Genomic DNA, 12,994 nt, shown 5'->3' with positions numbered 1-12,994 from the left:
AAAATCTTACTTTTGACTTTTGACTTTTGACTTTTAACTTCTGTGAAACAGTATTAGTTAATTAACTTGATATAAACCTTTTTTTGAGTAATTCGATACACTTTGTTACAAAAATTAATAGTTTGTATACTGTTTAGCAACACTTCTCAGAAACCTGAGCTATACTAAAAATATAAACAATATAAAACTCAATTTTTACTCCATAAAATGGGGAGAAATATCTATGCAAAAAATTTTAGAATCAATCAATTTAGATTACGCTTTTATGTTTACCTACAAAAAGGTAAACTCAATTAGTATGGAAGGTTTTGAAGAGTTTTTTGCCAACCTTCCTGTCGATCCATACATAAAAGGTAAGTATCGTTATAGAAGACTTTCTCGTTTTATTATTTCAGGGGAAGACTTAATTAAGCAACCTCACGGTTGTCTTTTCCAAAGCAAAGATTATAATCCTATCGTAGGAGATATTAAAAGAGAATTTGCTGAAATAGATGACAGACTTATCGCCTTAGATAACTTTAAAAAAATGATATTAGCCTTCTGTGATTCCTGTAAAATACATCCAGAAGCAGAAATAGGAGTACATCAAATTAGAACTATTTGTTCCCCTAATAATTCAGGTAATCCAGCACCCGAAGGTATTCACAGAGACGGCACAGATTTTATAGGCATATTTGCAGTAAATAGACATAATATTCAAGGTGGAGCAACTCATCTTTATACTGCTAGAAAAGAAAAGCCAGTATTTAGTAAAATTCTCAATCCAGGGGATTTATTATTGGTAAATGACCATGAATTTTTGCACTTTACAACTCCGATAAAACCTGTGATAGAAGAGATGGGATATCGAGATGTATTTGTGTTAACTTCTCCAAGTTTAATTCATTAAAAAACGAATAAGTAAGAAGCAAAAAGGGTGGGTAAATATTTGCCCGCCTTTTTGCTTGAATAAATAGTAAAGATAAGTGTATATACCGTTCTAAAATAACTACTTAATTCTAATTTGAATTAGAGCGGTTTTCACCGGGCGTGAGGTACATCAATGATCCCCCTAAATCCCTTTTTAAGGGGGACTTCCGGTTCCCCCCTTTTCAAGGGGGGTTAGGGGAGATCGAAAGCAGGGTACTTCACGCTTACTGAGAAATGCTATATAGGTTAATTTGTGGAAATAAAATTCATCGGCTAAAACCGCCACTACAATTTTTTTAACTTTAATTATATCGACATATTTATATAGTTGAATCATAACTTAAAACAGCCTCTATTCCTTTCTCTACTCCCTCAAGTTTTTCTCTTTGCTCCCGAATCCATGCTTTTTCAATTTCCTGTTGTTCTGGTGTTTCTTGTTGATACCTTGATTGAGTTTTGAGAAAATCTTCATACAGTTTAATTGCCTGTTCAGTTATTTGAGTTGCTGAGTCAATTTTCTCATCAATAACTGTAGAAATATTCTCTTTTATTTTCTCAAATAATTTATCTTTTGATTGTACAAACCGCTTCCAACCTCTCTCAAAAACTTTTTGCTTAATTTGTTGGGTATTTGTACCACCCATAAAGTTAAAAACATTCCCTACAGCACTATCTACAAATTCAAAAACATCAAATCCAGAATTATCTCCTAATCCCTCCTCATGGATGTGCTTGACTATATTATTAATAGTATCAATTAAACTATCTATTTCTGAAATAATCTCTGCACCGAAACTATCTATATTTGATTCTACTTGCAAATATTTAATACTTTGACTAATTCCATTTACTGACTGTGTGACTACTCCTAAATTTTGATTAATTATCGTCAAGACAAAATTTTCTAACTCATCTTGGAAAATTCGAGTAAATTTATTACCGTAAGCCTTTGTTAATTTACTTTGTTCTTCTGTAGTTTCTACTTCTATTTCAGTTTTAGTTAACAACTGTTCTTTGAGAGTAGCTTCTAAATTTACTACCCATTCATTCCAGGTTTTATCAATTTCTTCAATGGCTTGATTTTTGGGAAGATTTCCTAAGTCTAATATTTTCACATAATACCCGCTAAATTCTCCCACTTGCAGCCAGATTTTCTGTCTATTAATTGCTGCAATGATTGGTTTATTGTTTAATTTAGCTTCTGCTTGTAATAACTCATCTAAACTAGACTGAACTAATTCTTTTAATTTGTTTGCTGTCTGATTAATATCAAAATAATAACTATCTAATTTTTGGTGGTTTGGTTCTTGGATTAGAGTTTTTTGATTCCCTGTTTCTTGGGAAAGAGGCGGTAATTTATTAATAATTTGATTGGCTGCTTCAGCAAAACTTGGTTCAAGTGATGGAAAATTATCTGGATTAAGTAAAGTATAAACTTCATTTAAAGCTTTTGTTTCTACATCTAATTTTCCCGTAAATCCAGCGTCAATAACTGCTAAATATTCTGGTTCTATTTCTAGACGTTTAGCAATGAGTTGTAAATATTTTTGTTCGGGAGTTTTTAAATTTCCATTAGCTATACCTACTTCATAGCCAAGAGCAATTAATAATAATTTTTCTGATTTTGAGAGTTGGGAAGTTAGAATTATTAATACTTTTGGTTTAGTATATATTTGATTTTTTTGTAATCCATTAGTGATTGACTGAATTAGTTGTAATAAGCTTTTATCTTGTTTAATAAATTTATCTATAGTAGTTTCCCATATTTTCTCTTCTTCATCTGTAACTGTACCGTCAGCGAACATAATTCCTAATAGTACAGTTACTAAACTTGCTAGAAAAACTACTGNCCGAAAACTATAGTAGTTTCCCATATTTTCTCTTCTTCATCTGTAACTGTACCGTCAGCGAACATAATTCCTAATAGTACAGTTACTAAACTTGCTAGAAAAACTACTGAGAAGCTAATATTTTCTGGTGAGAGTTTTTTGCCTCCAAGACGCGACAATAGCTCGACAGTATTAGAGTTTATTTGTGGGGTGTTCATAAATTCAAGTCTTCTCTTTTTTCACTAAGTTTGATATTATCAGTTTATCTGTAATTATAGAATATAAGTTGGTTTAAGTGATGTCAAGTAATTTAACTTTTCTATTCAGTCCAGCAATTCAAGAAGGTCTTAAAAAAGGTCTATACGAAGTTGTTAAGAGTAAAGCGACGGACGTAGCTTTGAGTATTGCTAGGGATGTAGTAACTAAAAAATTCGTTGGTCATGCAGTAGGTACTATAGTTAATTTCAGCCCTTTAAAACCATTTGCTCAAGTTGCTCAACTAGGAATGAGTGGGGCACAAATGGCGCAAACTCACAGAGGTTTTCAGAAGACTTATAAAGTAGTTAATGAAGGATTTAAAGAAACTTATAGTAGGTTAGATGTAATCTCATTAGGAATGCAATTTATCCAAAATTTAGGAGTCGCTCAAATAGCAACAAATGTGGGAATGGGTGGGGCACAAATGGCGCAAAACCACTTAGGATTTCAAGAAACTTATAGAGTAGTCAATGAAGGATTTGAAATCACAAACGATAAACTTGACTTAATACAAACCGCTATACAAGCACTAAAAATTAACCCACTTACCGCTCCCCTACAAATGGCAACAACAGTAGTCACAGGTGGAGCGCAAATGTATCAAACTAACCAAGGTTTTCAAAGAACTTATCGTGAAATAGAAGCAGTCAAACAAGCACTTTTGAGTAGCGTCGCCACATTGCAAGCAACTACAGCAGTTATCGGTGTGGGTACTGCTGCGGGAGTGGTTTTATCGGGGGTCAACCTGTGGCAAACTTTGAAACTGCGGGAAGATGTCAAACAACTGCGACTAGAAGTCAGAGAAGGTTTCCTCGACTTGAAACAAGCGCTGAAAGACCAAAGTGCAGAAATTATCCAACATATTGACGAAGTTGCTCATGATATCAAATTTGAACAACATCGTCTGGTGCTTATTCGTGCTTACGGTTTATTTACCCAAGCTCTCCAACGCTTCCAGTTAGCACTGAAAATTCAAGACACCCAACGACGAAACGCTGAAATAGATGCTGCACGGGGAATGTTATATCAAGCTTTAGCTGATTACACTAACCCAGGATTATTAGCAGAAGTCTGTGGTGCGGGACGACTGCGCCGACTCGAATGCGCTTGGGCAATAGATCAGGCAATAATTACCACCTATCAAGTGCAAAATGAATTATCAGCAGTTACCGATCGCCTTTCTCATCTCCAAGAGAAAATTTGCCAAGATTTACTTAACATTATTAAATTATCTAATTCCGAAACTGAACTTGATTTTCTCTTCCCTGAAATTACTCGTATTCATACCCACGATCTAGCGGTATTAAATTCTTGGCAAAATCACATTAACTGGTTACAAAATCTCTCCCCAGATGAACAACAAGAGTTAGCAAATATGGAGACAAACCAAACAGAAACTTCAGAAAATAATCAGAGTAGCGACATATTTTCTGAACCATTAGAACAATTAATTTATGAAGACTTAAAACAAAAATCTCACTATCCTGCATTACGCGACCAACTTAATTTTTTAGTCAAGCCAACTTTACGTCATAATTATGAAACATTTATCAGTCAAAAAGCAAAAAATACAGGTTTAACAGCTTTTGCAAACTCTAACTGGCAAGAAATTCCAGATTTAACCGTAGCAAATTTATACTATTATTTTCAAGCCAAAGAAAAGGTGAAAAAAGAAACAGTCGTTTAGGTATAGATGAATTAATAAATCCGTATTTTCCACAGTTTCCAAACAACTAACAAAAAGCTTAACCTATTAATAGAAAACAACTCAAATTTTCTGATTAAAAGGTAATATTGTTTGGAGTAAAAAATCATGTCCAATGACTCGCAACGTAACTCTGCGGTTAACGCAGCAGCTACAAGTAAAGTCTACAACGCTAAATTTCAAGACTTATCTGCTAGTGCGACGCGAAAATTCTATCGAGGAGGAGTTCGTCCAGGAGAAGCATCGAGAACTTACGCTCAAGCTCAGGAAATGTTTAACAAAGTTCCACCATCTCAACGCGCGGGGACTAATGCTGAAAATGCTGCTAGAAATATGCGAGACTATTTGTCTGATAAAGATGCGAGTCACGTTAAACCACATAGTAAAGGTGGTTCAAATGAGCCCAGGAATATGAAGTGGGAAAACGCCAAAGATAATAGGGCACGCGGGAACAAAGACATGACNAGCTCAGGAAATGTTTAACAAAGTTCCACCATCTCAACGCGCGGGGACTAATGCTGAAAATGCTGCTAGAAATATGCGAGACTATTTGTCTGATAAAGATGCGAGTCACGTTAAACCACATAGTAAAGGTGGTTCAAATGAGCCCAGGAATATGAAGTGGGAAAACGCCAAAGATAATAGGGCACGCGGGAACAAAGACATGACTTTGCAGGAACAGGCAAAACTGGGTGCAAAATGGCACATTGATAACTTGACGGGAGCGGTGAAAGCTGGAGTCAAAGCAACACCAATGGGAGCAGCGATAGGTGCGGTAACTACTATGCCTTTTTCTCTGTTAAACAATGGTTTGCGGGTAGTGCGTGGAGAAATATCTGAGGGTGAAGCAATTTTGGAAACCCTGAAAGATACAGGAAAAGGGGGTGCTGTGGGTGCTGCATCTGCTTTTACTATTACTACAGTTGCTTCTCTTTGCCCACCTATTGGAATGGCGTTGAGTGCAGTTTCGCCAGCATTGTTAGCAGTGGGTGGCGCGGGTATGGTTTATGAGTTTTTCCACATTTTAGAAAGTCACAAGGAAGCAGTTAAGAATTATTATGATTCTTTGACTAAGGAAGACTTAACACGTCTGCAAGAAATTGAGGATGAATTAAGTTATCAGCACCAGAAAAATTTAGATTTTTTGGCAGAAGCAGATGCAGTAAATGAACAGATAAAAAATAGACCTTGTGAACCAGGAATAGAAGGAGCGATGAAGCGGTATTTAGAGTCAGTAGCTATAGCTAAGTCATTAGGAGCAATGCCTAATAATTCTCAAAATTTACCTGGTAATTCTCAGCAAGGTTTTTTACCTACAAATAGTTAGATTTTATTGACAAAAAAAGCTCGTAGTTGGGCTTTAGCCCAAAATATATTTATAGGGCTAAAGCCCAACTACAAACAAATATAATTTTTCTAGGAGTTAATTATGGTTTTACCTTTTATTATTGGTGGGATAGGTGTGGCAGGAAGTAGGTTGGGTTGAGGAACGAAACCCAACATAATATAATTATTTTTTTCTGAAATTTTTGGTACATCTATACTCAAAAATCTTCAATTTATGTAGAGGAATGAAACCCAACATAATATTATTGTTTCCCCATGTTTTTGTTCGGTTTCACTTCGTTCTACCCAACCTACAATTATCCTGAAATTATGTAGATTGGGTTGAGGCACGTTTGCGGAGCATTTCCAACGGAAAAACCCAACAACTCTATTATTGTTTACCAATGTTTTTGTTGGGTTTCACTTCGTCCTACCCAACCTACAATTATTCTTAAATTATGTAGGTTGGGTTGAGGAACGTTTGCGGAGCATTTCCAACGGAAAAACCCAAAATTTTCCAAATTTGGCGCTAAAGCGCAACTACAAACAAATATAATTTTTCTAGGAGTTAATTATGGTTTTACCTTTTATTATTGGTGGGATAGGTGCGGCAGTGGGAGCTACTGTCGGAGCTGTGACTACTCATGCAGCAGGAGAAAAAGATAGAGAAAAAGCAAAATATCACCGCAAAATTGCTAATGAATTATCTGAAAAGTACACAGTATTGAAGAAAAAATATGATGAATTAGAAGATAAAAGTCAACAGCAAATTAACGAATTTAAACGACAAAAAGCATTAGATGAAGTGGAAAAAGACCGCTTACGTTTGGCGTTAAGATTACAGCAAAATTTACTTTCACTAATGCAGGAAATTGACTCTGAACCATCAACACTGACTTTAAATAATTTTCGAGAAGCAGTTGATGTTACTAATAATGTTTTATATCAACTAAATGAGGAATTGATAGTTATTTCTGTTGACTATTGGAACCGAAATTTAATCCGCGCTGAAGAAAGAGAATATCTAGGAGGTTTTAGGAAATCTAAGCAAGGATTTGAGCTTTCAAATAAATCTAGTTTTTTTCAAGAATATTCTTACAGTGAAAGTCAGAATAAACATTCTATAAATTACAACAAAATGGAAAATAATACTCTAAATTCTTGTTCTGTCAGAATCATAGAACTTGCTAAACAAGGAAATGCTGAAGCAGTCACCGAGATTTTAAACTACTTACTCATAACTGATGAAATAGAAACAAAAAGTTTTTACGATCGGGGAGTTATAGAAGTTATTGTTAAAGGAAAAAAAATCCCTACTTCAGACAAACTTATTCAGCGAATTGGGCAAATTATTGAGCATTTGCAACTCAAATTTATCAGCAAAGTCAAGATTTATGCTCAAGATGGAATTACGAAATCTTTGACTTGGTATCAAGAATTTGAACCAGTAAAAAAAAATAGTTTCACCTAATTATAAACCTCTATAATCAAATTATCAACCATCTACCGTGAACAATAATTATCAAAATATATTCTCTCAAAACTTTCAACAATTCCACAACATAATTAAGCCAAACAGAGAAACTGAAATAATTTATTGAGCAATTTATGTAGGTTAGGTTGTTTGCGTTAGCATTGCGTTTGCGTTAGCATTGCGGAGCAAAGCATGGAATGTTTGCCGAGCATTTCTAACGGAAAAACCCAACATTTTCCAAATTTGGTGCTAAAGCAAAACTACAAATAAACACAATTTTTCCAGGAGTTAATTATGGTTTTTCCTTTTATTATTGGCGCATTAGGTTTAGCAGTGGGAGCTGTTGCAGGAACTTTTACTACTCATGCAGTAGGAGAAAAGGATAGACAAGCAGCAAAACATCACCGAAAAATTGCCAATGAATTATCTGAACAATATGCAGAATTGGAGCAAAAATATTATGAATTAGCAGATAAAAGTCAAAATAAAATTAACGAGCTAATCCGACAAAAAGCTTTAGATGAAGTGGAAAAAGATTGTCTACGTTTAGCATTAAGATTACAGCAACATCTAATTTACTTAATGGCAGATATTGATAGAGAACCTTCAATTTATGCTTTACAAAGTTTTCGAGAAGCAGTAGATATTACTAACGAAGTTCTCTGCGAAGCCAACGAAGAATTAATTCTTATTCCCAGTTATTATTATGCTCGAAATAAAGTTCGGGCGATTCAACAACAACAGCTTATTAATTCCCAGAATCAACAATTTATTTCCTCTCGTTTTGACATAAGCTAAAGGAGAATATTAAATGGAAAATAATTATCTAAATTCTGATTCTGCAAGAATCATAGAACTTGCTAAACAAGGAAATGCTGAAGCAGTTAGGGAGATACTAGACTACTTACTTATAACTGATGGAATCAAAACCAAAAGTTTTTTTGAGCAGGGAATTATCGAAGTTATTGTTAAAGGAAAAAAATCCCTACCCCTGACAAACTTATTCAGCGAATTAGGCAAATAATTGAGTATTTGCAACTCAAATTTATCAGCAAAGTCAAGATTTATGCTCAAGATTAAATTACCGGAAAATCAAGGTATAAAGCCTTTCCATTCATGGAGAAAAAAGAAAAAAAAATCCTTTTAGCCNAGCAGGGAATTATCGAAGTTATTGTTAAAGGAAAAAAATCCCTACCCCTGACAAACTTATTCAGCGAATTAGGCAAATAATTGAGTATTTGCAACTCAAATTTATCAGCAAAGTCAAGATTTATGCTCAAGATTAAATTACCGGAAAATCAAGGTATAAAGCCTTTCCATTCATGGAGAAAAAAGAAAAAAAAATCCTTTTAGCCAATCCTCTTTTTTATAAGAAGAGATAATTCTAAATTCTAAATTCTAAATTCTAAATTCTTGAAGAAATCTTTGACTTGGTATCAAGAATTTGAACCACTGCAAAAAATTGTTTCACCTAATCATCAACCTCTAGAATCAAATTATCAACAACCACCTACTATGAATCATAATTATCAAAATATGTTCTCTCAAAATTTTCAACAACTACACAACAGAATTAATCAAACTGGAACTAAAATTTTACAATTCCTGCAAGAATTTCGGCGGGGTAAACTCACAGAAGGAGATAAGACTCAAGGATTAGAAGTTGTTGAAAATAATCTCGTTCAAACTCTCCAAAATTTGCAAGAGCAAAAGTATCAAGTAGCAGTAGTTGCAGCTATGAAAGCTGGTAAAAGTACATTTCTAAATGCTGTCATTGGGGCGGATATTTTAGCTAGTGAAAATGCCGCTTGTACTATTTGTCGAACCGATATTAAACATATTTATAATGGCGCAACTCCGAGACTTTTAGAATATCGCGAACTTAAGGAGCAACCTGTAATTTTAGTGGCAGGAAGTGCAGGAGAAATTCAACAGAAATTTTTAGAGCGTACCAGGGAAATTCGGGAAAAAAATAATCCTGATAAAACAATTAGATTTGAAGTAGAACATCCCATAGAAGCTATTAGCCAAATTCCCTCATTAGCTGGTTTTTCTCTACTCGATACTCCCGGTCCGAATGAGTGGGAGTCGGCTAATTTTAATACGGTAAAATTAAAGCAAACTGCATTAGAAGCGCTGCGAACTTGTAACGCAATTCTATTTATTCTAAATTACACTTCCTACAAAGATAATGCTATTTTAGACTTATTCAAGGAAGTAGTAGAAAATCGTAAAGAAATACTTGCTAAAAATGCAGGGAAGGTTTACTTTATCCTGAACAAAGTTGATTTAAGAGGGGAAAGAGACCGAGAAATTCGTGAAGTTATTAATGACTTAAAACGAGAATTGAGTAGTTTTGGTTTTCCTCATCCGATAATTTATCCTGCTAGTTCCCGACAGGGACTTTTAGCAAAATTAATTGATGCTGGTAAAGCAACTGAAGGTCAAATTGAGGATTTTCAAAAGTTCTTTAGTTCTCAATATTCTAAAAAAAATGAAGATGGCGATTTAATTACACCAGCACCTCATAAAATTGCCCGCCAAGCATTAATAGATAGTAAAATTCCAGAAATAGAAAAAATGGTAATTCAGACTATTACTCAAAATTCTGGAGTAAATCTTTTAGAGGATGTTTTGGCAAGACTGGAAAAAGTAGTTAAAGGAATTGAGGATAGTTTAAATACTCAAATTCAAGGATGGGAAATTGAGCTGGAAACTCTGAAACAAAACGTTCAGGAATATGCTGAAAAAGCTGATAATGCTAATCAGCAGGTTTTAGAAGTAAAAAAGTTAGTTAAGCAACAGGAAAAAAAGTTAATTGAAAGGTTTAAGCAAGAATTACAATTATTTGCCACGAATGCTAAAGAGCAGATAAAAATAGAAATTGAACAGTTGCCTAATTCAATATCTAAGTTGCCTAATTCAATATCTAACCAGTCAAAATTTGAGAAACAAACTAACTCAAGAGGTGGTTTATTTAGAGCAATTTTTCAAGGATTTGATAATCTGTTCAATCAACTTGATCGACAGGATTCAGAAAATATTTATAAAATTAGATTTAAGGAAGAGAAAGATGCTGAAAAGTTGATTAAAACAGTCAATGAATACTGCTCCCCTCATATTCAGAATTTGTGGGTAGATGTGCAAGATAAATTGATTCGGGAAGGAACTAAAATTCGGGAAAATTTAGCAACAGAAATACAAAACAAAATCCAAGAAATATCTAATCAACTTTCTGTCTACCTGGGTGAATCTTTGCGAATTGAGTTAAATATTAATCCGATTATTATTCCTCATCTCAATTTTGAAGGAATGATTGATGATAAAGTAGATAAAATTCTGGAGAGAATCAAATATATAGAACAAGTACAAGAGGTAAGAAAGCGAAAATGCGAAGAAGATGAAGTATATTTTGTCGATGTGGAAGTCAAAAGCTTTGAAGTAGACTTGCAGGCAATTTTACAATTAATTTGTAGAAGAATTGATGAACAAATTGTAGATAGTGCTGCGGTAATTAATTTAGTCATACAACAGCAAGTTAAGGAAGACTTTCGCAGTGCAGAAATGCAAATCAAAGATTACACAAATAAATTTCAATCAGAACTTGAAGCTTTAGTTTGGCAACGAGAAAGTCAAGGAGAAGAAGCAGATAAAATTTACTCAAATTTGCAGATTTATCAAATTAAATTATCTGAATATATGGAAGATTTAGATATGCTAGCAAAATCTTTAGATGAGTTAAAGAAAACAAAAGCTTAAAATTTGGATGATCCCGCGAATAAACCGGGTTTGTGGAAGACAGATATCACTATCATAGGGTATCTAATACAAACCCGGTTTCTATATTTTATACCAATTCCCATGCATTAATGCTATACTTAGGGAACACTTCAGCTATTAAGTAAGTAATACATAATAAACACTTTTTTGCTAATTTGAAGTAATTTACCATTAATTATGATTATGTTTACTTCTCCCCTACTCCCCTACTCCCCTACTCAAGTAAATATAGAAAAGTTTTTGAGAAATGGTATTATGAGTTCCCCATTTCTCCTGACTCCTGACTCCTGATATACAATCTGGATAATTACTATAGCTTGCGTCCGCAGCGACTGGAACGGAGTGGAAGGTTTGCGGAGCATTCCGGAACGGATAGCAATCTCTTAAATCTCTGAGATTGCTTCCTATCGTCGCTGCGGACAACTGTTCTACCGAATTTTATATGACTCCTGACTCCTACCACTACTAAAAGACTTTTTCAGCAAGCCCTACCTATCTCCCCAAAAGTTTCAATATTTATGGTTAAGGAATAGATTAAAAGACTGTTTGTCAAATAAGTATTAAGAAAAAAGTTTCACAACTCAATCAACTAGCTTGAATAAGGCAAGGGATTAAAACAACTCTACAGAGAGAGGAGGTATGACTATTCATACTTAATCAGTTAGTTGTGAAGTTCTTGATAACGGGACTTTAGTGAAAAAATAGTAAAAAAAAGGGTATAATATATATCTGATATGTATTTTACGTTAATTANATGGGAGCGTCGTCTGCAAGTGATGTGGGAATGTCGTCACTTCATACCTTCTCGTTCATTTGCTCTAATTATAGACGATTCAGGCCACAGAAAAAGCGCACCGCCTGCGCCGAGGTTTCCTCGGCGTCAAGACGGAGCAAGAAGTGGTAATTTAACGGCAGGAGTAGGGCGACAATATATAGGAGAAATAGGAAAAACAGATAATGGTGTAGTCGTAGTTACAACTCATCTTGATGATGGAGTTAAAAGTCTGCCTTTAGATATAGCTTTGTATCAGAAAGCTGATTCTTTTCCAAAAGGAAAAAAAGACCCAGAATTTGTTAAGAAANAGACTTAGCAATGTAAGAGCGTAGATCAATGTTTGTCGAGAGGACACCAACCAGAAATTGTGTTAATTGATGGAGGCTATGGTAATAATACATCATTCTTAAATCAACTAGAGAAAAGGAATTTAACTTATATAGGAGGATTAGCTAAAAATCGCAAAGTAATCATCAAAAAACAGGATGAAATGCCAGAGGAAATTAGATTAGATAAGCTGGCAGAAAGTATACCTCAAAAAGCTTTTAACTTAGTTCAAGTAAGTACAAAAAATAAGTACGAAGTTTGGGTAGCTACATTAGAAGTACAAATATCTAGGATGTCAGGTCAAAAAACTATAGCTATCGTTATGAATGCTAAAAGTTTTTCTGAGGCCACTGATATTAACTATTATATAACTAATATAGAACACAAATATGCAACTCCAGAGTGGATATATTCTACTTATTCTCAAAGAAATTGGGTGGAAGTTTTCTACCGGGAAGCCAAAGGATGGTTAGGACTCGCGAGAATATCAAGTTAGAGATAAAATCAGCCTAAAAAGGCATTTTATTTTAGTCCGATCGTGCTTATACATTTATGATCTGGCATCAGTTAACTGGAGGTATAAGAAGACGTTGGGCTAACAAACAATTAAA

Annotated in this window: 6 protein-coding genes and 3 pseudogenes; 8 read left to right on the top strand and 1 reads right to left on the bottom strand. The window is 34.3% G+C overall.

Features of this window, described 5'->3' with window-relative positions:
• Nucleotides 1-223 precede the first annotated feature (223 nt).
• Nucleotides 224-889, top strand: coding sequence for a 2OG-Fe dioxygenase family protein (locus AFK68_RS29570; protein ID WP_094677439.1), 666 nt, complete (start codon nt 224-226; stop codon nt 887-889).
• Between the two features lie 340 nt (nt 890-1,229).
• Here the strand turns inward: AFK68_RS29570 and AFK68_RS46940 are convergent.
• A pseudogene (locus AFK68_RS46940) lies at nt 1,230-2,758 on the bottom strand (TerB family tellurite resistance protein); the annotation flags it as partial.
• Between the two features lie 278 nt (nt 2,759-3,036).
• Here AFK68_RS46940 and AFK68_RS29550 point away from each other — a divergent pair.
• From AFK68_RS29550 to AFK68_RS29510, 7 genes and pseudogenes are all read left to right on the top strand, one after another.
• Nucleotides 3,037-4,683 carry a hypothetical protein gene (locus tag AFK68_RS29550; RefSeq protein WP_094677431.1) on the top strand — a complete coding sequence of 549 codons (1,647 nt, stop codon included), beginning with the start codon at nt 3,037-3,039 and terminating at the stop codon, nt 4,681-4,683.
• A gap of 1,918 nt (nt 4,684-6,601) precedes the next feature.
• Nucleotides 6,602-7,498, top strand: a complete 897-nt coding sequence (locus AFK68_RS29535) for a YtxH domain-containing protein (RefSeq protein ID WP_094677425.1) — start codon at nt 6,602-6,604, stop codon at nt 7,496-7,498.
• 297 nt (nt 7,499-7,795) lie between these two features.
• Nucleotides 7,796-8,299, top strand: coding sequence for a YtxH domain-containing protein (locus AFK68_RS29530; protein WP_094677423.1), 504 nt, complete (start codon nt 7,796-7,798; stop codon nt 8,297-8,299).
• Between the two features lie 13 nt (nt 8,300-8,312).
• Nucleotides 8,313-8,525, top strand: a complete 213-nt coding sequence (locus AFK68_RS29525; protein WP_094677421.1) for a hypothetical protein — start codon at nt 8,313-8,315, stop codon at nt 8,523-8,525.
• 401 nt (nt 8,526-8,926) lie between these two features.
• Nucleotides 8,927-11,260, top strand: a complete 2,334-nt coding sequence (locus AFK68_RS29520) for a dynamin family protein (RefSeq protein ID WP_246844541.1) — start codon at nt 8,927-8,929, stop codon at nt 11,258-11,260.
• 775 nt (nt 11,261-12,035) lie between these two features.
• Nucleotides 12,036-12,363 (top strand): annotated as a pseudogene (locus AFK68_RS29515) (transposase); the annotation flags it as partial.
• A 1-nt stretch (nt 12,364) separates the two neighbouring features.
• Nucleotides 12,365-12,994 (top strand): annotated as a pseudogene (locus tag AFK68_RS29510) (transposase); the annotation flags it as partial.

Origin of the sequence: Hydrocoleum sp. CS-953 (assembly GCF_002260545.1) — a bacterium.
In the GTDB taxonomy this organism is placed as follows: Bacteria; Cyanobacteriota; Cyanobacteriia; order Cyanobacteriales; family Microcoleaceae; genus Trichodesmium.
The sequence above is the reverse complement of the archived record's forward strand: the minus strand, read 5'-3'. Positions and strand labels throughout refer to the sequence as shown.

What these genes read in the sequence shown, in the direction of transcription:
- AFK68_RS29570 (WP_094677439.1), top strand. Translation starts at nt 224, where the DNA reads ATGCAAAAAATTTTAGAATCAATCAATTTAGATTACGCTTTTATGTTT.
- AFK68_RS29550 (WP_094677431.1), top strand. Translation starts at nt 3,037, where the DNA reads ATGTCAAGTAATTTAACTTTTCTATTCAGTCCAGCAATTCAAGAAGGT.
- AFK68_RS29535 (WP_094677425.1), top strand. Translation starts at nt 6,602, where the DNA reads ATGGTTTTACCTTTTATTATTGGTGGGATAGGTGCGGCAGTGGGAGCT.
- AFK68_RS29530 (WP_094677423.1), top strand. Translation starts at nt 7,796, where the DNA reads ATGGTTTTTCCTTTTATTATTGGCGCATTAGGTTTAGCAGTGGGAGCT.
- AFK68_RS29525 (WP_094677421.1), top strand. Translation starts at nt 8,313, where the DNA reads ATGGAAAATAATTATCTAAATTCTGATTCTGCAAGAATCATAGAACTT.